Origin of the sequence: Spirillospora sp. NPDC127506 (genome assembly GCF_040302145.1) — a bacterium.
In the GTDB taxonomy this organism is placed as follows: domain Bacteria; phylum Actinomycetota; class Actinomycetes; order Streptosporangiales; family Streptosporangiaceae; genus Spirillospora.
Map to the genome: position 1 here is coordinate 17,301 of NZ_JBEORG010000053.1, position 20,289 is coordinate 37,589.

Annotated in this window: 18 protein-coding genes and 1 tRNA gene; 12 read left to right on the forward strand and 7 right to left on the reverse strand. The window is 75.2% G+C overall.

The features are described from left to right. Window positions 1-52: 52 nt before the first annotated feature. Window positions 53-859 carry an alpha/beta hydrolase gene (locus ABTW95_RS31915; RefSeq protein WP_500228258.1) on the forward strand — a complete coding sequence of 269 codons (807 nt, stop codon included), beginning with the start codon at window positions 53-55 and terminating at the stop codon, window positions 857-859. A 92-nt stretch (window positions 860-951) separates the two neighbouring features. Here ABTW95_RS31915 and ABTW95_RS31920 read toward each other — a convergent pair whose 3' ends face one another. From ABTW95_RS31920 to ABTW95_RS31930, 3 genes are all read right to left on the reverse strand, one after another. Further along, window positions 952-2,145: an RtcB family protein gene (locus ABTW95_RS31920; RefSeq protein ID WP_396448716.1), complete on the reverse strand. Its 1,194-nt coding sequence runs from the start codon at window positions 2,143-2,145 to the stop codon at window positions 952-954. An 89-nt stretch (window positions 2,146-2,234) separates the two neighbouring features. Then, a complete protein-coding gene (locus ABTW95_RS31925; protein WP_396448714.1) occupies window positions 2,235-3,977 on the reverse strand; it encodes a SelB domain-containing protein in 1,743 nt (580 codons plus the stop codon). Between the two features lie 209 nt (window positions 3,978-4,186). Then, window positions 4,187-4,696, reverse strand: a complete 510-nt coding sequence (locus ABTW95_RS31930; RefSeq protein WP_500228259.1) for a MarR family winged helix-turn-helix transcriptional regulator — start codon at window positions 4,694-4,696, stop codon at window positions 4,187-4,189. Window positions 4,697-4,875: 179 nt separating this feature from the next. On the opposite strand from ABTW95_RS31930, the gene ABTW95_RS31935 reads away from it, so the two are divergent. Then, a complete protein-coding gene (locus ABTW95_RS31935) occupies window positions 4,876-6,306 on the forward strand; it encodes an MFS transporter (RefSeq protein WP_396448711.1) in 1,431 nt (476 codons plus the stop codon). 161 nt (window positions 6,307-6,467) lie between these two features. Further along, window positions 6,468-8,348 (forward strand): propionyl-CoA synthetase, encoded by a 1,881-nt coding sequence (locus tag ABTW95_RS31940; protein ID WP_396448710.1) that lies wholly within the window; start codon window positions 6,468-6,470, stop codon window positions 8,346-8,348. Here the strand turns inward: ABTW95_RS31940 and ABTW95_RS31945 are convergent. Together ABTW95_RS31945 and selD are read right to left on the reverse strand one after the other, a co-directional pair. Then, window positions 8,345-8,620: a GlsB/YeaQ/YmgE family stress response membrane protein gene (locus ABTW95_RS31945; RefSeq protein ID WP_396448709.1), complete on the reverse strand. Its 276-nt coding sequence runs from the start codon at window positions 8,618-8,620 to the stop codon at window positions 8,345-8,347. The genes ABTW95_RS31940 and ABTW95_RS31945 overlap by 4 nt on opposite strands. A gap of 142 nt (window positions 8,621-8,762) precedes the next feature. Beyond that, on the reverse strand, window positions 8,763-9,755 hold the full coding sequence (selD, locus tag ABTW95_RS31950) for a selenide, water dikinase SelD (protein WP_396448708.1): 993 nt from the start codon (window positions 9,753-9,755) through the stop codon (window positions 8,763-8,765). Between the two features lie 181 nt (window positions 9,756-9,936). On the opposite strand from selD, the gene ABTW95_RS31955 reads away from it, so the two are divergent. The 8 genes from ABTW95_RS31955 (at window position 9,937) to ABTW95_RS31990 (ending at window position 17,394) form a co-directional block, all read left to right on the forward strand. Continuing rightward, complete coding sequence (locus ABTW95_RS31955; protein WP_396448707.1) at window positions 9,937-11,811, forward strand: AMP-dependent synthetase/ligase; 1,875 nt, start codon at window positions 9,937-9,939, stop codon at window positions 11,809-11,811. A gap of 27 nt (window positions 11,812-11,838) precedes the next feature. Then, window positions 11,839-11,931, forward strand: a tRNA-Sec gene (locus tag ABTW95_RS31960). Window positions 11,932-11,980: 49 nt separating this feature from the next. Then, entirely contained in the window at window positions 11,981-12,163 is a 183-nt protein-coding gene (locus ABTW95_RS31965; RefSeq protein WP_396448706.1) for a DUF3099 domain-containing protein, read from the forward strand. 90 nt (window positions 12,164-12,253) lie between these two features. Beyond that, the gene (gene fdhD, locus ABTW95_RS31970) at window positions 12,254-13,066 is read left to right on the forward strand and encodes a formate dehydrogenase accessory sulfurtransferase FdhD (RefSeq protein WP_396448705.1); all 813 of its coding nucleotides are present in this window, start codon (window positions 12,254-12,256) and stop codon (window positions 13,064-13,066) included. Window positions 13,067-13,195: 129 nt separating this feature from the next. Beyond that, window positions 13,196-14,125, forward strand: a complete 930-nt coding sequence (locus ABTW95_RS31975; RefSeq protein WP_396448704.1) for a metal-dependent hydrolase — start codon at window positions 13,196-13,198, stop codon at window positions 14,123-14,125. Window positions 14,126-14,272: 147 nt separating this feature from the next. After that, entirely contained in the window at window positions 14,273-15,190 is a 918-nt protein-coding gene (locus tag ABTW95_RS31980) for an alpha/beta fold hydrolase (protein ID WP_500228260.1), read from the forward strand. A gap of 50 nt (window positions 15,191-15,240) precedes the next feature. After that, on the forward strand, window positions 15,241-16,854 hold the full coding sequence (locus ABTW95_RS31985) for a phytoene desaturase family protein (RefSeq protein ID WP_500228261.1): 1,614 nt from the start codon (window positions 15,241-15,243) through the stop codon (window positions 16,852-16,854). 105 nt (window positions 16,855-16,959) lie between these two features. Beyond that, window positions 16,960-17,394, forward strand: a complete 435-nt coding sequence (locus tag ABTW95_RS31990) for a CBS domain-containing protein (RefSeq protein WP_396448701.1) — start codon at window positions 16,960-16,962, stop codon at window positions 17,392-17,394. A gap of 13 nt (window positions 17,395-17,407) precedes the next feature. Here the strand turns inward: ABTW95_RS31990 and yczR are convergent, their stop codons facing one another. Further along, a complete protein-coding gene (gene yczR / locus ABTW95_RS31995; RefSeq protein WP_396448700.1) occupies window positions 17,408-18,874 on the reverse strand; it encodes a MocR-like transcription factor YczR in 1,467 nt (488 codons plus the stop codon). A 94-nt stretch (window positions 18,875-18,968) separates the two neighbouring features. Here yczR and yczE point away from each other — a divergent pair, with 94 nt between their 5' ends. Continuing rightward, a complete protein-coding gene (yczE, locus tag ABTW95_RS32000; RefSeq protein WP_500228262.1) occupies window positions 18,969-19,601 on the forward strand; it encodes a membrane protein YczE in 633 nt (210 codons plus the stop codon). Window positions 19,602-19,625: 24 nt separating this feature from the next. Here the strand turns inward: yczE and ABTW95_RS32005 are convergent. Continuing rightward, the coding region (locus ABTW95_RS32005) for a glycerate kinase (protein ID WP_500228263.1) at window positions 19,626-20,289 on the reverse strand (664 nt) is incomplete at its 5' end.

The window sequence follows — 20,289 nt, forward strand, 5'->3', positions numbered from 1 at the left end:
TCGTCGCATCTCGTTGGACGGTGACGTTCCAGGGTGCGACAGGGAGGACGCGGTGGCAACGGTTCGCGAGTGGGAGTTCGCGGGGACGCGGGGCGCGGTCACTGCCCGGATCTGGGCGGACGGTGATCCTCGCTACATCGCCGTGCTCGTGCACGGCTACGGCGAGCACCTCGGGCGGTACGACCACGTCGCGGACGTCCTCGTCCGGCACGGCGCCGTCGTGTGCGGGCCCGACCACATGGGCCACGGCCGCTCCGCCGGCGACCGGGTCCTGATCGAGGACTTCGAGGACGTCGTCGCCGACGTCCACACGGTCGTGGAGTCGGCGCGCGGCGACCACCCGGGCCTGCCCGTCGTCATGATCGGCCACTCGATGGGCGGCCTGATCGCCGCCCGCTACGCCCAGCTGCACGGGAGCGGCCTCGCGGCCCTCGTCCTGTCCGGCCCGGTGCTCGGCCGCTGGCACGCCGTCGACGAGCTCCTCGCCCTGGACGAGATGCCCGACGCGCCGATCGACACGTCCACGCTCTCCCGCGACCCGGCCGTCGGCAAGGCCTACGGCGAAGACCCGCTCGTCTGGCACGGGCCGTTCAAGAAGAAGACCATCGAGGCCCTCGACGCGGCCCTGCGCCGCGTCGACGACCACGGGTCCCTGGGCGCGCTCCCCGCCTTCTACGTCCACGGGGAGGCCGACGAGCTCGTCCGCCCGGAGGACACCCGCACCGGCATCGAGGCGATCCGCGGCGAGGACCTCACCGAGCGCATCTACCCCGGCGCCCGCCACGAGGTCTTCAACGAGACCAACCGCGACGAGGTCCTCGCCGACGTGACCGCCTTCATCGACCGCGTCCTCGGCTGACCGCGTCGTCGACTGACCACGTCGTCGACTGACCGCGTCCCCGGCCGAGCGCGGCCGTCCGGCGGCGCGGCCCCGCCGCCGGACGGTCCCCGTCAGCCCTTCACGCAGATGAGCTGGCGGAGGTGCGCCACGACCTCGACCAGGTCGGACTGGGCGGCGATCACCGTCTCCAGGTCCTTGTAGGCGCCGGGGATCTCGTCGACGACGCCGCCGTCCTTGCGGCACTCGACGCCGCGCGTCTGCTCGACCAGGTCGTCCACGGTGAAGCTCTTGCGGGCCTCGCCGCGGCTCATCCGGCGGCCCGCGCCGTGGGACGCGGAGTTGTACGCGGTCTCGTTGCCGAGGCCGCGGACGATGTAGGTGCCGGTCGCCATCGAGCCGGGGATGATCCCGAGGTCGCCGCGGCCCGCGCGGATCGCGCCCTTGCGGGTGACGAGCAGCTCCTCGCCGCCGTACTCCTCCTCCGCCACGTAGTTGTGGTGGCAGGAGATCACCTGGCCCCAGCGGCAGCGCTTCTCGCCGAACCGCCTCGTCACCACGTTCTGCGCGAGCGCCATCATGACGGCACGGTTGCGGCGCGCGTACTCCTGCGCCCAGAACAGGTCGTGGCGGTAGGCGTCCATCTTGGGGGTGCCGGAGATGAACACCGCGAGGTCGCCGTCCGGAAGATCCTGGTTGTGGGGGAGCTTGCGGGCGGCCTCGATGTGGTGCTCGGCGAGCTCGTTGCCGATGTTGCGCGAACCGGAGTGCAGCACGAGCCAGATCGCGCCGTCATCGTCGGCGCACAGCTCCAGGAAGTGGTTGCCGCCGCCGAGCGTGCCCATCTGCCGGCGGGCGCGGCCGAGGCGGGCCCGCACCGCCGGGTGCAGGTCGTCGAACCGCTTCCAGAACTCGTACCAGCCGCGCTCATTCAGGTTCGGCAGCGCGGACGGGTCGACGGGGCTCTTGTGGGAGCCGCGCCCCACGGGGATCGCCTTCTCCAGCCGGTGCCTGATGCCGGCCAGGTCGTCCGGCAGGTCCTCGACCGTGAGGGACGACTTGACCGCGGTCATCCCGCAGCCGATGTCGACGCCGACGGCCGCCGGCGACACCGCGTTCCGCATCGCGATGACGGAGCCCACGGTGGCGCCCTTGCCGTAGTGGACGTCGGGCATGACCGCGAGGCCCTCCACCCACGGCAGGGAGGAGACGTTGCGGAGCTGGTCGAGCGCGACGTCGTCGACGGTGGCGGGGTCGGCCCACATCCGGATCGGGACGCGGCCGCCCTTGAGCGTCTGGTACGGCATGCCCTCTCCTTGATCGACGGGGACCGGACCGCGATCCATGAGGCCAGAACCACCGGCCGCCGTTCAACCGGTTTTCCCGCCCGGAGGGGTCACGGCCGCCCGGTGCGGCGGCGTTCGGTGAGGCCGAGCCGGTCCAGGTGGCGCAGCAGCGCGACGGCGACGCGGCGGTCGGTGCCCAGCGCCTCGGCGGCCTGGCCGGGCGTGAACGGCTGCGGCAGCCCGTCCAGGACGCGCAGCGCCGCCCGGTCGGCGCCCGGCAGCAGGACGATGTCGCCGCCGTCCTCGGGGATGCGCAGGACCGCGCCGGCCCGCTCGGCGGCCGACAGCCGGTCGCCGGTGAGGCCGAGCTCGCCGAGGCGGCCGGCCGAGGGCGGGGCGAAGGGGGCGTCGGCGAGGTCGGCGCGGAGCCGCTCGACGGCCCCAGTCCAGGGCGGGGGCGGCGTCGCGGCGATCGCGGTGGGGGCCGCGGGCCGCGGGTCGGGCGCGGGGCCGTAGACGCGGCCGGCGTCCACCCGCAGCGGCGGCCGGACGAGCGCGGTGACGAGCTGCCGGGCCGGGAGGCCGAGCCGCAGCCGGACGGTCTCCAGCGGGATGCCGGGCGCGTCCGGGCTGCCCGCGGCGTGCCGGGACGCCTCCTCGGCGAGCCGGTCGAACAGCGACGACCAGTGCGCGGGGTCGGCGACCCACTCGCCGTTCAGCGCGACGGCGTCCGGCGGCGGCGCGCAGCCCATCAGCGACAGCTCCGAGCGCCGCAGCACCCCGTGCCGGCGCAGCACGATCGTGCCGTCCGGCCGGTCCGGCCAGGACGCCAGCTCCCGCGCGCGGGCCGCCCCCGCGCCGCGCCGCACGAGCGTCGGCGGCCGGACGTCCAGCACGCTCACCCCGGCGATGGAGCGGCGCGCCGGGTCGCGCAGGACGCCGGTGTCGCCGAGGTGCAGGGCGAGCCGGGTGTTCAGGGTCAGCCGGGCGGTGTCGGGGCCGAGCGGCCGCAGCCCCACCGGGACGGCGGCCGAGCCGAGGTGCAGCGTCAGCCGCCGCGCGAGCCGCCCGGACGCCTCGCCGAACCGGGTGCGTACGTCGATGCAGGTCGTGTGGGTCCAGGCGCCGGGCGTGACGAGGGCCATGCCGCTGTCGACGCGCCCGGCGTCGCGGAGCGTCAGCACGACGCGGGAGACGCCGCCGACGGTCTCGCACGGCTCGTCCGCGCAGCCGATCGTGCGGACGCGGACGCGCTCCCCCGCGGGCATGAGCAGCAGCTCGTCGCCCACCGCGACCGTCCCGGCGGAGAGGGTGCCGGTGACGACGGTCTGCCGCCCGGCGGTGAAGGCGTGGTCGACCCACAGCCGCACCGGCGCGGCGGGGTCGGGGACGGGCAGCCGCCCGGCGAGCCGGTCGAGCGCGGCCGCCAGCTCCGCCACCCCGGCGCCGGTGGCGGCGCTGACCGCGACGGCCTCCACGCCGCGCAGCGCGGTGCCGGCGAGCCGCTCGCGCACCTGGCGCAGCGCGGGCCGGGCGTCGGCGAGGTCGGACTTGGTGACCGCGAGGACGCCGGCCCGGATCCCGAGCGCGCCGAGGGCCTCCACGTGCTCGGCGGTCTGCGGCATCCACCCCTCGTCGGCGGCGACGGCGAGCAGCGCGGCGGGCGCGGGGGCCGCGCCGGCGAGCATGGCGGGGACGGACCGCTCCCCGCCGGGCGCGTCGACGAACGCCACGCGGCGGCCGGACGGCAGCTCCGTCCACGCGCCCGCCTCCCCCGGCTCCTTGCCGGTGAGGGCGCGCACCAGCGCCGACTTGCCGTGCCCACCGTGTCCGGCGGTGGTGACGACCTGCATCAGCGTCCTTTCCGGGCCGAGACGCGAAAGGCCGTGCGGGGGGATTCCACGCGGGGGTCGTGCGGACGGGGCTCGCCCGATACGGGGTCCACGGAAGGCAACCCTAGGGACGCGGCGGCCCGGCGCAAAACCGGATCCGGCCCGGGGCCCGGACCGGAGAAACCCACTGACCTCACGTAAACCACAAACGACCAGAAATCGCCACCGGTTCAGTCCCGGCCGGAACCGGCATCGCCCGGCCGCCCGGCGTCCGCGTGGGCCTCGAAGTCGTCGACCATCCGGTGCACGAGCCGGGCCAGCCGCTCGCGGTCGCCGGGCGGCCAGGCGGCCAGGGCCCCGGCGATCCAGCGCCGGCCGGACGCCCGGATGGACGCCACCGCGTCCCGCCCGGACCCGCTGAGCGCGACCCGCCGGCAGCGGCCGTCGTCCGGGTCGGCCACCTGCACGACGTAGCCGGCCCGCTCCAGCCGCTGCACCTGCCGCGTGACGTGCGGCGCCTCCACCGCCAGCACGGCGGCCAGCTCGCCGGGGCGCATCGGGCCGCCGTCGGCCAGCGCGCGCAGCAGCGGAACGGCGGCGCGGTCGACGGGGACGCCGGCGGCGACGACCGTCCGGTCGTGCTGGCGGGCGCGGGTGAGCAGGTGCGCGACGCGGCTGAGCGCCCGCTCGATCTCCGCGATCCCGGCGTCGGCCGCGTCCGGCGGCGGACCTGGCGACATGCCGCGAACCCTACCGCTCTATGCTTACTTAACTTAAGTAAGCATGCCCGTGTCGGAGCAGGCGCCGCGCGGCCGGAACCCCCGCCGACCGGACGCCATCGGCCGCGGCGGTATCGGCCGCGGCGGGATGGCCGCGGCGGGATGGCCGCGGCGGGATCGATCGCAGTGGGGAGGTCCGCATGACCGGTGCACCGGCCACGGCGCGCACCGCGGCCGGGCATCCGGCGGCGCGGCCGGCGCCCACCGGCCGCATCCTGCTCGCGCTCGCCGCGGCCGGGATGGTCGTCTCGGTGCAGCAGACGCTCGTGCTGCCGCTGCTGCCCCAGCTCATGGTCCGGTTCGACGCGCCGATCACCGACGTGACGTGGGTGTTCACCGCGTCGCTGCTGGCCGGCGCGGTCGCCACCCCGCTGCTGACGCGGTTCGGCGACATGTACGGCAAGCAGCGGATGATCATGCTGACGCTGGTCCTGCTGCTGGCCGGGTCGGTGGTCTGCGCGGTGTCCGGATCGCTGCCGGTGCTCATCGCCGGCCGCGCCCTGCAGGGCGTGTCGTCCGCGATGATCCCGCTCGCCATCGGCATGATCCGGGACGCCTTCCCGCGCGAGCGGATCACCACGGCGATCGGCGTGGTCAGCGCCACCATGGGCGTCGGCGGCAGCGCCGGCATGATCGTGACCGGGCTGATCGCCGCCCGCACCGACAGCCACCGCCCGGTGTTCTGGATCACCGCCGCGCTCGGCGCCGCCGCGCTGGGGCTGGTCGCCGCGTGCGCCCGCGACGCCGGCGTCCGGGCCGGCGGGCGGCCCGACCTGCCGGGCGCGGCGCTCCTCGCCGCCTGGCTGGTCTGCCTGCTGCTGGGCATCAGCGAGGGCAACGCGTGGGGCTGGACGTCCGCCCGCGTCCTCGGCCTGTTCGGCGCCGCCGCCGCGCTGTGCGCGGTCTGGGTCGCGGTGGAGCGGCGGGTCCGCGCCCCGCTGGTGCGGCTGAACCTGCTGGTCGGGCCCCGGTCGCTGTCGGCGAACCTCGTCTCCGCGCTGCTCGGCTTCTCGATGTTCGCCGCGTTCACGCTGATCGCCGGGTTCGTGCAGGCCCCGTCCGCGGAGGTCGGGTACGGGCTGGACGGCTCGGTGCTGGACGTCGGCCTGTACATGCTGCCGAGCACCGCCACGATGCTGGTGTTCTCGTGGACGTCCGGGCGGATCGCCGCCCGGATCGGCACCGCCTGCACGCTCGCGGTCGGGTCGGCGTTCGCCGGGCTGTGCTACGTGTGGCTCGCGGTGTCCAACTCGCACGTGTACGACATGCTCGCGTTCAGCGCCATCCAGGGCATGGGGTTCGGGATCGCCTACGCGGCGCTCGGCACGCTCGCCGTCCAGCACGTCCCGATGGACCAGAGCGGCATCGCCAGCGGCATCAACTCGCTCGTCCGCACCACCGGCGGCGGCGTCGCCGGGGCCGTCACGGCGGCGGTGCTGGCCGGGCGGGTCGTCCCGGGGACCGACGTGCCCGCGCTCGGCGCCTACGAGCTGTGCTTCTGGATCGTCGGCGGGGGCGCCGCCGCGGCCGCCGTCATCGCCGTCGCGCACGCGCTGCGGCACCCCGACTGACCGGGCGCGGCGTCGGCCGGCGCGGGCCGCCGGAGCCGGACCGGACGGCGCGGGCCCTTGACGAACGGGCCCCGGGACATGCCCTATAGGGGTGCGGCCCGAAATCGCCGACCGGGGCCGCAGGCCAGACCGGGCCAGGGACCCGCCACCGGGAGGACCACATGGGCGCCTACGCGGCCGCGTACGAACGCAGCATCGCCGACCCGACCCGCTTCTGGGGGCTGGCGGCGCGCGACGTCCGCTGGCTCGTCCCGCCGGACCGGGTGCTGGACGACGGCGCTCCCCCGTTCTACCGCTGGTTCACCGGCGGCGAGCTGAACACCTGCGACAACGCGCTGGACCGGCACATCGAGGAGGGCCGCGGCGACCAGGCCGCGCTCATCTACGACAGTCCCGTGACCGGGACGGTGCGCACCTACAGCTACCGGGAGCTGACCGGCCTCGTCGCGCGGTTCGCCGGGGCGCTGCGCGCGCAGGGCGTCGACCGCGGCGACCGCGTCGTCATCTACCTGCCGATGATCCCCGAGGCGGTCATCGCGATGCTGGCGTGCGCCCGGCTCGGCGCGGTGCACTCGGTCGTGTTCGGCGGGTTCGCGGCGCGGGAGCTGGCCGTCCGCATCGACGACGCCCGCCCGAAGGCGGTCGTGTCGGCGTCCTGCGGGATCGAGGCGGGCCGGATCGTGGCCTACAAGCCGCTGCTCGACCAGGCGCTGGAGATGGCGCGGCACAAGGTCGAGCGGTGCGTGGTCCGGCAGCGCGAGCAGCTGCACGCCGACCTGGTCAAGCCGCGCGACGTCGACTGGGACGAGGCGGTCGCCGCCGCCGAGCCCGCCGAATGCGTGCCCGTCGCCGCCACCGACCCGCTCTACATCCTGTACACCTCCGGGACGACCGGGCGGCCCAAGGGCGTCGTCCGCGACAACGGCGGGCACGCGGTGGCGCTGCGCTGGTCGATGGAGAACGTGTTCGGCGTCGGGCCCGGCGACGTGTTCTGGGCCGCGTCCGACGTCGGCTGGGTCGTCGGGCACTCCTACATCGTCTACGCGCCGCTGCTGACCGGCTGCGCGACCGTCCTGTACGAGGGCAAGCCGGTGGGGACGCCGGACGCCGGCGCGTTCTGGCGCGTCGCCGCGCAGCACCGGGTGAAGGCGCTGTTCGCCGCGCCGACCGCGATCCGGGCGATCAAGAAGGAGGACCCGGACGGCGCGCTGCTCGCCGGGCACGACCTGTCGGCGCTGGACACCCTGTTCCTCGCCGGGGAGCGCCTCGACCCCGACACCTACCGGTGGGCGACGCGCATCCTGGACCGCCCCGTCGTCGACCACTGGTGGCAGACCGAGACCGGCTGGCCGATCGTGGCGAACCTGCGCGGGCTGGAGCCGATGCCGCTCAAGCCGGGCTCGCCCTCCGTCCCGGTGCCCGGGTACGACGTGCGGGTGCTCGGCCCGGACGGCTCGCCCGTCCCGCACGGCACCGACGGCGACATCGCGATCCGGCTGCCGCTGCCGCCCGGCACGCTGCCCACCCTGTGGCAGGACGACGAGCGGTTCGTCGAGTCGTACCTGACGAAGTTCCCCGGGCACTACCTGACCGGGGACGGCGGGCACATCGACGAGGACGGCTACGTGTGGGTGATGGGCCGCACCGACGACGTCATCAACGTGGCCGGGCACCGCCTGTCGACCGGGACGATGGAGGAGGTCATCTCCTCCCACCCGGCCGTCGCCGAGTGCGCGGTCATCGGCGTCCACGACGCGCTGAAGGGGCAGGTCCCCCGGGGGCTCGTCGTGCTGAAGAGCGGCGTCCTCGCCGAGCCGGAGGAGCTCGCCGCGGAACTGGTCGCGATGGTGCGCGAGCAGGTCGGGCCGGTCGCCTCGCTCAAGGAGATCACGGTCGTCCCGGCGCTGCCGAAGACCCGCTCGGGCAAGATCCTGCGCGGGGTGATGCGCGGCATCGCTGACGGCGCCGAGGTGACCGTCCCGTCCACCATCGAGGACCCGGGCGTCCTGGACGAGCTGCGGCCCGTCCTGCGCCGCGGCTAGGAGCGGCCGCCGGTCCGCTTCGGCCACAGCAGCACCACCAGGCAGACGCCCGCCGCGGCCAGCGCGATCTGCAGGACGGTCTCCCACAGGCTCCAGCCGCCGCTCGTCAGCCCGAACACCTGCGCCAGGCCCGTGCCGGCGAACGCGGCGACGACGCCGGTCGCCATCAGCAGCCAGAGCGGCATGCCCGGCCGGCCCGGCACGAGCAGCCTGCCGAGGACACCGATCACCGCGCCCAGGACGACGGCGGCCGCGAGCCCCCCGATGGTCATGGCGCGCTCCTCACCCCTGTCCCCCGGCAACGGCGCCTGGAGCCCTACCCGCGTCCCGGCGGGCGACACGGGCGGGCGGCACGGGCGGGCGGCACGGGGGCGGTGCCGGGGGGCGCCGGCGCGGGGGGTGCACCGGGAGGCGTCAGCGGACGACGAGCGCGTGCCGCCCGCGCGGGACCAGCTCGCCGATGACCGGAGCGCCCGGGATCTCCCCGGCGACGAGCAGCCCGCCGGAGGTCTGCGCGTCCGCCAGCAGCAGCCGCTCCTCCTCGGCGATCCGGCGGAAGTCGGTGTGCGGGGACACCCACGACAGGTTCCGCCGCGTCCCGCCCGGGACGAAGCCGTCCCGGACGGCGGCCCGCGCCCCGTCCAGGTAGGGGACGGCGGAGGCGTCCACGACGGCGGTGACGCCGCTGGCGCGCGCCACCTTGTAGAGGTGGCCGAGCAGCCCGAAGCCGCTGACGTCGGTGGCGCACTCGGCGCCCCGCTCCAGCGCGGCGAGGCCCGCCTCGGCGTTGAGCCGGACCATCGTCTCCACCGCGTGCGGGAACACCTCCCCGGTGGCCTTGTGCCGGGCGTTGAGGACGCCGGTGCCGAGCGGCTTGGTCAGCGACAGCGGGACGCCGGGACGGCCCGCGTCCAGCCGCAGCAGCCGGGCGGGGTCGGCGACGCCGGTCACCGCGAGCCCGTACTTGGGCTCGGGGTCGTCGATGCTGTGCCCGCCCGCGATCGCGCAGCCGGCGAGCGCGGCGACGTCCCGGCCGCCGCGCAGCACCTCGCGGGCCAGCTCGGCGGGCAGCGCGTCGACCGGCCAGCCGAGCAGGTTCAGCGCCATCAGCGGCTCGCCGCCGACCGCGTAGACGTCGGACAGCGCGTTCGCGGCGGCGATCCGCCCCCAGTCGTAGGCGTCGTCGACGACCGGGGTGAAGAAGTCGGCGGTGGACACCACCGCGCGGCCGCCGCTGATCCGCAGCACGGCCGCGTCGTCGCCGTCCGGCCCGCCGACCAGCAGGCCGTCGCCGCCTCCGGTGAGGCCGGTCACGAACCGCTCCAGCACCCCGGGCGGGATCTTGCAGGCGCAGCCGCCGCCGTGCGCGTACTGCGTCAGGCGTGCGACGGGGGCGAGGCGGGTCACCCGCACGATTTAACGCACAACTACCGCAAATGATCAAGAAACGGACAGTACGCGGGCCGTTACCGAGGAGCGAACATCCCGCCCGACCTGCCGATAAATCCGCGGAACCCTTGTCCGAACGACGTTCGGCATGATGCGATTCAGTCTCCTGCAAGTCATCACTTACTTTTTGAGGGGCGACATGGGGATTCGGAAGCAGGGCGCCGGGCGAGGCTCGTCGCCGGAAAGGCGGCGGGCCGAACCCGACGGGGCCGTCGCGGGCCGGACCGTCTGCACGACCCTGGCGAAGACCGCCGCCGAGCACGGGGACCGGCCCGCCTACTCCGACCGGATCGACGGCGAGTGGCGGACCCTCACCTGGGCGGACACCCGCACCCGCGCGCTGGAGACGGCCGCCGGGTTCGCCGCGCTCGGGCTGGCGCCCGGCGACGTCGTCGCGCTGATGATGCCGAACCGCTCCGAGCACGTCCTGGCCGACCTCGGCGCCGTGCACGCGGGCGGCGTCCCGACCACCGTCTACGCGACGCTCGCACCGGACCAGGTCGCCTTCGTGGCCGGGCACTGCGCGGCCAAGTACGCCGTGCTGGACGGCGCGGACCAGCTCCGCCGGTGGCGGCCCGTCCTCGACCGGCTGCCGGAGCTGCGCCGGGTCATCGTGGTGGACGCCGCCGCCTGCCCGCCCGGCGACCGCTACCTGACCTGGGACGACTTCACCGCCCTCGGCCGCGAGCGGCTCGCCGCCGACCCGGCCGGGATCGACCGCCGCTGGCAGGCGGTCGAGCCCGAGGACACCGTCACCCTGCTCTACACCTCCGGCACGACCGGCGACCCCAAGGGCGTCCTGATCACCCACTCGATGGTGCTGCACGAGTCGGCGATGGTGAAGCGCAGCTCGGTGCTGCCCAGCCACCCGTCGGGCGTGTCGTACCTGCCGTTCGCGCACATCGCCGACCGCGTCCTCAGCTACTACCTGCCGGTCACGCTCGCCGCGCACATCCACTTCTGCCCGGACCCGACGCAGCTCGCCGCCATCCTGAAGGAGGTACGCCCGCACTCGTTCTTCGGCGTGCCGCGCGTCTGGGAGAAGCTCATGGCCGGCATCCAGGCCGTCCTCTCCGCCGAGCCGGACGAGGCCAGGAAGAAGGCCGTGGCCGCCGCCCTGGAGGCGGGCCGGGCCTACGTGACGGCCCAGGAGTACGGCAACACCCTCACCCCGGAGATCACCGCGGCCTTCGAGCGGGCCGACGAGGCCGTCCTCACGCCCATGCGCGCCCTGCTCGGCCTGGACCGCGTCCGCCAGGCGTCCAGCGCCGCCGCGCCGCTGCCGCTGGACGTCGCCCGGTTCTTCTCCGGCCTCGGCCTGAAGATCTTCGACGCCTACGGCATGACGGAGACGACCGGCGCCATCACCGCCAACCTCGCCGACTCCTTCAAGCTCGGCACCGTCGGCCGCGCCCTCGAAGGCGTCGAGCTGAAGCTCGCCGACGACGGGGAGATCCTCGTCCGCGGCGCCACCTGCACCCCCGGCTACCTGAACCGCCCGGACGCCACCGCCGATCTGATCGACGCCGACGGCTGGGTGCACACCGGCGACATCGGCCGCCTCGACGACGACGGCTTCCTCAGCGTCGTCGACCGCAAGAAGGAGCTGATCATCACCGCGGGCGGCGAGAACATCTCCCCGTCCCTCATCGAGAACCACCTCAAGGAGCACCCGCTCATCGGGCAGGCCCTCGCCTTCGGCGACCGGCGCCCCTACGTCGTCGCGCTCATCACCCTCGACGGCGAGGTCGCCCCGGTCTGGGCCGCCGCCCACGGCATCGACACCACCGACCTCGCCGCGCTCGCCGACCACCCCCTCGTGCAGGAGGAGGTCGCCAAGGCCGTCCAGGACGCCAACGCCCGCCTGGCCCGCGTCCAGCAGGTCAAGAGGTGGCGCGTCCTCCCCGCCGAGTGGACCGCCGAGAGCGAGGAGCTGACCCCGACCCTCAAGCTCAAGCGCCGCGTCGTGCACACCAAGTACTCCCCCGACATCGACGCCCTCTACGAGGGCTGACCGGGGCACGGGGATACGATCACCAGCGGAGGCGTGTGAGCGCCTGGTGGCCTCCCCGGCCTTCAAAGCCGACGGTCCCGAGGATCTCGGGACGGCGGGTTCGATTCCCGTACGCCTCCGCCGCGCGGCCCGTCCCCCGGCAGTCCGGGGGACGGCGTAGCGTGGAGGCATGCGGGGGCGCAAGATCGCCTACGGGGTCATGATGGGGACGTGCCTCACGCTGTTCGTGCTGGCGTGGGCCGTCGTGCGGGAGTGGTCGCACACCGCCGCGATCGCGATGTCGGTGGCGGCGCTCGTCATCCCCCCGTTCGCGGCGGTCGTGGCGAACTGGAACATCGACCGCCGCGACTGAAGGCCGCCCCGCTGACGGAAAAAGCCAGAAACAGGACGAAACGGTCTGAACTCGTCGTTACTCGCGGGTTTCCGGGGTACGGTCCGGTTCATGGGGCGGATCACCGTGCGCAGGCCCGTGCTGCGGCTCAGTACGAGCGGGGTGCGCGGGCGCAGACCCGACACGCTCGCGGTGGAGGAGCCGCTGGAGATCCGGGTCGCCGGCAAGCCGCTCACGATCACGATGCGCACCCCCGGGCACGACTTCGACCTCGTGGCGGGGTTCCTGGCGGCCGAAGGGGTCATCGGGGGCGCGCAGGACCTCGCGACGATGCGGTACTGCGCCGACGCGCACGAGCAGAACACGCTCGACGTGGTGCTCGCGCCCGGGGTCGCGCCGCCCGACGACTCCATGACCCGGGCCTTCACGACGACCAGCGCGTGCGGCGTCTGCGGGAAGGCGAGCATCGAGGCGCTGCGCACCGACCGGCCCTACGAGGTGGGCGGCGACCCGGTGCGGGTCTCCCCGGAGGTCCTGGCCGCGCTGCCGGAGCGGCTGCGCGCGGCGCAGCGGGTGTTCGACCGCACGGGCGGGCTCCACGCCGCCGGGCTCTTCGACGCGGACGGCGGGCTGCTCGCGCTCCGGGAGGACGTCGGGCGGCACAACGCCGTCGACAAGGTCGTCGGGTGGGCGCTGCGGCGCGGGCGGCTGCCGCTCACCGGGACCGTCCTCATGGTCAGCGGGCGCGCGTCGTTCGAGCTGACGCAGAAGGCGATGACGGCCGGGGTCCCGGTGCTGGCGGCGGTGTCGGCGCCGTCGTCGCTGGCGGTGGAGCTCGCCGAGGACGCCGGGATGACGCTGGTCGGCTTCCTGCGCGGCGAGACCATGAACGTCTACGCGGGCGCGGAGCGCATCGCCCTGTGACGGGCGGCACTTGTCATCACAGGTCGAAAACCAAGCGGTAACTTGTTGGCCCGACCCCAAGAAACCACGGGTCTCACCGGAGTTGACTGCTCCCCCAATGGCATACGCGCGCGCGGAAGCGAGGACGGCATGACGAGGCCCCTGACAGACGGCGGAGCCGGCATCGACGAGCGCCATCCGCCGATCAAGCCTCGGCGCGTCTCCTTCGACTGGTCGCAGACCCCGCTGCACTGGGTGCCGGGCGATCCCGTCGCGACGCACATCATCAACTCGTTCCACATCGTCCTGCCCGAGGGCGAGAAGTGGTTCATCCAGTGCGTGAAGGACGCCCGCCCCCACATCAAGGACGAGCGCCTGCTGGAGGAGATCAAGGGCTTCATCGGGCAGGAGATGGTGCACGCCCGCTCCCACCAGGGCGTGCTCGACCAGATCCTGGCGGCCAACGGCATCGACGTCTCCAAGATCACCGACGCGGCGGCGAAGGGCAACGCCGAGCGGCCCGCGCAGATGGCGGCGCTCAAGGAGAGGAACCCGCGGGCGTGGCGGCGCCGGCTGCGGTTCGAGCTGGCCGCGGTCGCCTCGATCGAGCACTACACCGCCGTCCTCGGCCAGTGGATCATGGACAACGAGCGGTTCGAGAAGGCCGGGGTCGACCCGACCATGCTCGACCTGCTGCGCTGGCACGGCGCCGAGGAGGTCGAGCACCGGTCGGTGGTGTTCGACGTGTACAAGGCCATGGGCGGCCGGTACCCGATGCGCGTCGCGGCCTGGGTGGTGTCGCTGTTCTTCCTGTACTGGGCGCTGATCGGCGGGTCGCTGTACCTGCTCAAGCAGGACCCGACGATCAAGGGGCGGGTGACCCTGCCGCGCGTCTACCGGGCGTACCGGCGGTCGGTCCGGCTGGGGCACGTGCCGGGGATCTTCAAGCTGCTGCTCGGCGAGGCGCCCGTCTACCTGAAGCCGAACCACCACCCGTCGAAGGTGTGCTCGACGCCGCGCGCCCTGGAGTACCTGATGCGGTCGCCCGCGGCGAAGGCCGCCGGCTACGACCCGTACTGACACCGAGCCCCGCCTGAGGGCCCGTACCGCCGCGCCGTACGGGCCCTCGGGGTTTCCCGGGGCGCGATCCCCGGGCCGGCTTCCCGTGTCGGGGCTCACGTCCGCGTCCTCTTGACCGCGGGGGCGGTCCGGCACTTTATTAGCAAGATGTCCAATAAAGCGGCCCCCGGCCCCCTTCTCACCAGGCGCCGGGTCCGCGGGGACGGCGTCGACCTCGCCGTCTACGAGCAGGGCGACCCGTCGCGGCCGACGGTGCTGCTCGTCCACGGCTACCCCGACACCCACGCGGTGTGGGACGAGGCGGCCGCGCTGCTCGCCGGGCGGTTCCACGTCGTCCGGTACGACGTGCGCGGCGCGGGGGCGTCCACGCGGCCGCTCGGGCGCAGGCGCTACACGTTCGAGTACCTGATGTCGGACATGCGGGCCGTGCTGGACGCGGCCGCGCCCGACCGCAGGGTGCACCTGGTCGGGCACGACTGGGGGTCGATCCAGGGCTGGGAGGCGGTCTGCACCATGCCGGACCGCTTCGCCTCCTTCACCTCCATCTCCGGGCCGTGCCTCGACCACGCCGGGCACTGGATGCGGCGCCGGCTCGCCCGCCCCACCCCGTCCAACCTCCGGCGGGCGGCGGGGCAGGCCCTGCGGTCCTGGTACATCTGGTTCTTCCAGACGCCGGTCCTGCCGGAGCTGCTGTGGCTGGCCGGAGGGACCCGGCTGTTCACCCGCGCCCTGGCCGCCGGCGAGGGCGTCGCGCCGCGCCCCGGCCACCCGGCGCGGACGATGGCGCGCGACGCCGCGGCGGGGGTCGGGCTGTACCGGGCGAACATGCCGCGGCGGCTGCGCAGGCCGCGCGACCGGCGCACGGACGTGCCGACGCGCGTCATCGTCCCCACGAAGGACCCGTTCGTCTCCCCGCACCTGGTGGGCGGCCTTGCCGCGCACGCCCCGAACCTGTCGCTGAGCGTCCTGCCCGCCGGGCACTGGGTGCCGCGCAGCCACCCCGGGGACGTGGCGCGCTGGGTCGCCGAGCACGCCGCCGAGCACGCCGCCGGCGGCGCGGGCTGACCGCCGCCCGCCCGGGTACCCGTAGGGTGATCACCGGGGAGGGATGCCGCATGGCGGACGCCGTGGTCATCGGCGCGGGCCACAACGGGCTCGTCGCGGCCAACCTGCTGGCCGACGCGGGCTGGGACGTGGAGGTCCTGGAGGAGCAGCCGGAGCCGGGCGGCGCCGTGCGCAGCGACCGCGGCGCGCACCCCGACTACGTCAGCGACGTCTGCAGCGCCTTCTACCCGCTGGGCGTGGCGTCCCCGGTGATGCGCGCGCTGGACCTGGAGCGGCACGGGCTGCGCTGGCGGCACGCGCCCGCCGTCCTCGCCCACCCGCTGCCGGACGGGCGCGCCGCCGTCCTCGAACACGACCGCGACGCCACCGCGGCGGGCCTGGAGGCGCTCGGCGCGGGCGACGGCGACGCGTGGCTGCGGCTCTGCGCGCTGTGGGACGAGATGGGCGAGGGCGTCCTGCGCGCCCTGCTCACCCCGTTCCCCCCGATCAGGGCGGCGCTGCCGCTCGCGGCGGCGGTGCGCCGCGCGGGCGGGCTCCGCGTCGCGCGGTCGCTGCTCGCGCCCGTCCGCACGCTGGGCGAGCAGGAGTTCACCGGGCCGGGCGGGCCGCTGCTGCTCGCCGGGTCGGCGCTGCACACCGACATGTTCCCCGAGTCGGCGGCCGGGTCGGTGTTCGGCTGGCTGCTCGCCATGACCGGCCAGCGGCACGGGTGGCCGGTGCCCGAGGGCGGCGCGGGCGAGCTGGCGGCCGCGCTGGTGCGGCGGCTGGAGTCGCGCGGCGGGCGGCTCCGCTGCGGCGTCCGCGTCGAGTCGGTCGTCGTCCGGGACGGGCGCGCGCTCGGCGTGCGCACCGCCGGCGGGGAGCGGGTGCGGGCGGCGAAGGCCGTGCTCGCCGACGTGGCGGCGCCGGCCCTCTACGGCGGCCTGGTCGGCTGGTCCGATCTGCCGGCCTCGCTGCGCGCCGACATGCGCCGCTTCAGCTGGGACCACGCCACCTTCAAGGTCGACTGGGCGCTGTCGGGCCCCGTCCCGTGGGCGTCGCCGGGCGCCGCGCGGGCCGGGACGGTCCACCTGTCCCCCGGCATGGACGCGCTGACCCGCTACAGCGCCGACCTCGCGACCGGCCGCGTCCCCGCCGACCCGTTCGCGCTGCTCGGCCAGATGACGACCGCCGACCCCGCCCGCTCCCCCGCCGGGACGGAGTCGGTCTGGGCCTACACGCACGTCCCGCACCGGGTGAAGGGCGACGCCGGGCCCGACGGCATCACCGGCGCCTGGGACGAGCGTGACCGGAACGCCATGGCCGACCGGGTCGAGAACGCGGTGGAGCGCCTCGCGCCCGGCTTCCGCGCCCGGATCCTCGGCCGCCGCGTCATCGCGCCGCCCGCGTTCCAGGAGCACGACGCCAACCTGCGGAACGGCGCGCTCAACGGCGGCACCGCGCTGCTCCACCAGCAGTTCGTGTTCCGTCCCGTCCCGGGCCTCGGCCGGGCCGAGACGCCGGTCGCCGGGCTGTACCTGGCGTCGGCGTCCGCGCACCCTGGCGGGGGCGTCCACGGAGCCTGCGGGGCCAACGCCGCCCGCGCCGCGCTCGCCCACGCCGGGCCCGCGGGGCGCGTGCTCACCCCCGCCCTCGGCGCGCTGCGCCGGCTGCTGGCTCCGTAGCCCCGTTTTTGGCCGTCGCGGGGTTTTCCTGAGCGCCGGAACATGCGACCTTGACAGGACGAGCCGGGCGGCAACCACCCGGCGACCGGCACCGGAGCGTGAGTTATGCGGATTCGCGACATCCTGCGGCGGAAGGGGAACGCGGTGGCCACGGTTCGGCCCGACGCCACCGTGCGGCAGCTGCTCGCCGTCCTGGCCGAGCACAACATCGGGGCGGCGGTCGTCTCGCCCGACGGCGCGTCGATCTCCGGCATCGCGTCCGAGCGCGACGTGGTGCGGCGGCTCCACGACCACGGCGCCGGCCTGCTCGACCGGCCCGTCTCCGAGATCATGACCGCGGAGGTCCGCAGCTGCGGCCCCGGCGACAAGGTGGAGGACCTGCGCCGCACCATGACCGAGCACCGCTTCCGGCACGTGCCCGTCGTCGAGGACGGCCGCCTCGCCGGGATCGTCAGCATCGGCGACGTCGTCAAGAGCGCCATCGACGAACTGGAGAGCGAGCGCGAGCACCTGGTCGGCTACATCCAGGGCGCCCCCTGATCCTCCGGGGGGCCTACACGTAGGCGGGCAGCGGGCGGGCGGCCGGCGCCGACTGGACCTCCCGGTAGGCCAGGGCGAGGCGCTCCGCGGCCGTCCGCAGCGTGTCCGGCGGCAGCACGTACGGCAGCCGGACGTAGTCCTCCAGCACGCCGTCCGCGCCGAACACCGGCCCGGCGACGACCCGGACGCCGAGCCGCTCGGCCGCCTCCGCCAGCGCCGTCGCGACGGGCGCGCCGATCCGCGCCCACAGCGACATGCCGCCGGCCGGCAGGCGGAACTCCCAGCCGGGCAGCAGCTCGCGCAGCGCCCCGGCGAGCGCGTCGCGGTTCCGCAGCAGGCTCCGCGCGCGCTCGGCGCGCACCTCCTCCACCCGCAGCAGCAGCTCCCGGACGATCAGCTGGTCGAGCACCGGGCTGGCCATGTCGAAGGGCTCGCGGGCCAGCACCAGGCGGCGGGCCAGCGGCGCGGTCGTGCGGATCCAGCCGATGCGCAGCCCGCCCCACAGCAGCTTGGACGCCGACCCGATCGTGATCACCCGCCCGCCGCCGTCGTAGGCGGCGAGCGGCGCCTCGCGCGGCGCGCCCGGGTCGTGCGCGAGGTCGGCGAACGTCTCGTCGCCGACGAGGAACGCGTCGGCGCGGCGGGCCGCGTCGACGAGCGCGGCCCGGTCGCCGGCGCCCATCAGGTGTCCGGTCGGGTTCTGGAAGTCGGGGATCGTGTACGCCATCCGCACGGCCGCCTGCCGCATGGCCCCGGCGGCGAGTTCGACGTCCCAGCCCTCGTTGACGCCGACCGGGACCAGCCGGGCGCCGCGGCGGCGCAGCGCGCCCAGCGCGTGCGGGTAGGTGGGGCGCTCGACCATCACGGCGTCGCCCGCCTCCACCAGCAGCTGCGTCAGCAGGGTGAACGCGTGCTGCGCGCCGGTGGTGACGACGATCTGGTCGGCGCGGGTGGGGACGCCGCGCGCCGTGTAGCCGTCGGCGATGACCTCCCGCAGGCCCGCCAGCCCGGCCGGCTCGTAGCCGGGCCCCGAGCTGTAGCGGGGCAGCTCGTCGACGGCGGCGGCGACGGCCTCCTCGAAGACCGCCGGAGCGCCGGGGGTGGCGCAGCCGAGGTCGATGAAGGACGTGTCGTCCGGCGCCGGGTACGCCTTGCCGAACCGCCCGCCGGGCTGGGCGGCGCGCCGCTCGGCCGACGACATCCGCACCGGCGGCAGCGCCGTCCAGCTCCCCGCGCCCTGCCGGCTCTCGATGTAGCCCTCCTCGCGGAGCCGGTCGTAGGCGGTCGTCACGGTGGTGCGGCTGACGCCGAGGGCGGCGGCGAGGTCGCGCTCGGCGGGCAGCCGGGTCCGCAGCGCGAGCCGCCCGTCCAGGACGAGGCCGCGCACCGAACGGGCCAGCGCGGCGTATACCGGGCGCTCCGCCGACACGTCGCCCAGCAGCCGGGCCAGGTGCGGGCCGCTCACATAACGGGTGCTCATACAAGCCACTTTTACATAATTGGCCCTGCAAATACCAGTCCACTGAGCACCAAAGTTGTCTTGTACACGGCCACTTGTGGATTGGGAGCGGATAATGGCCTTGATGGCACGGCGACTCGTGCAGCTGTACGTCGGATTGGCCTTGTACGGGCTCGGGATCGCGCTCCAGGTGTCGTCCGGGCTCGGGAACGACCCGTGGGACGTCTTCCACCAGGGCCTGTCCCGCCGGCTCGGCCTGTCGATCGGCGCGTGGATCATCATCGCGGGCGCCGCCGTGATGCTGGCCTGGATCCCGCTGCGGCAGCGGCCCGGGATCGGGACGGTCAGCAACGTCGTCCTCATCGGCGTGTTCGCCGACCTGTTCCTGTGGCTGCTGCCCGACCCGCACGCGCTCGCCGCGCGCTCGGCGTACCTCGTCATCGGGGTGCTCGCGGGCGGCGTCGCAACCGGCTGCTACATCGGCGCGGGCCTCGGCCCCGGCCCGCGCGACGGGCTGATGACCGGCATCGCCGCGCGAGGGCACTCGATCCGCGCGGTCCGGACCGGGATCGAGCTCACCGTGCTCGCCGCCGGCTGGCTGCTCGGCGGCACCGTCGGCGTCGGGACGCTGCTGTACGCGGTCGCGATCGGCCCGCTCACGCACGTGTTCCTGCCGATGCTGACGATCAAGGACCGGGCCGCCGGACCGGCGCCGGCACCGGAACCCGAGCCCGCCGGCGCCTGCTAGTCCACCCGCCCGTGCCGGGGCGTGCTAGCGGGCGAAGAGGCGGACGGCCTGCTCGGCGACGGCGGCCAGCAGCGGGGCGGCATTGGCCTTCAGCTCCTCCAGGGTGCGGGGGCCGTCGGCGAGGCTGAACGCGGCGGTCAGGCCGAGCGCGTGCAGCTCGTCCAGCGGCCCGGCCACGCCGCCGGCCAGCGCCACGCACGGGACGCCGCGGCCCCGCGCGAGCGCCGCGACGGCGGAGACGACCTTGCCGCCGGCGCTCTGCCCGTCGACCCGGCCCTCCCCGGTGATCACGAGGTCGGCGCCGGTGAGCGCGGACGGGAGCCCGACGGCCTCGGCGACCAGGAGGGCGCCGCCGGACGGCTCGGCGCCGAGCAGCCCCACGAGCCCGCCGCAGGTGCCGCCGGCCGCGCCCGCGCCGGGCAGGTCGTGCACGCGGACGCCGCGCGCGGCGAGCACGTCGGCGAACACGGTGAGGGCGGCGTCCAGCTCGGCGACCTGGGCGGGCGAGGCGCCCTTCTGCGGGCCGAACACGGCGGCGGCGCCGTCCGGCCCCACGAGCGGGTTGGCGACGTCGCAGGCGACCCGGAACCGCGTGGCGCGGACGGGACCGGCGCGAACGGGACCGGCACCGCCGCGACGCCCGGGCACGCGCACGGCACGCAGCCGGACGGGCAGCAGAACGCGCAGC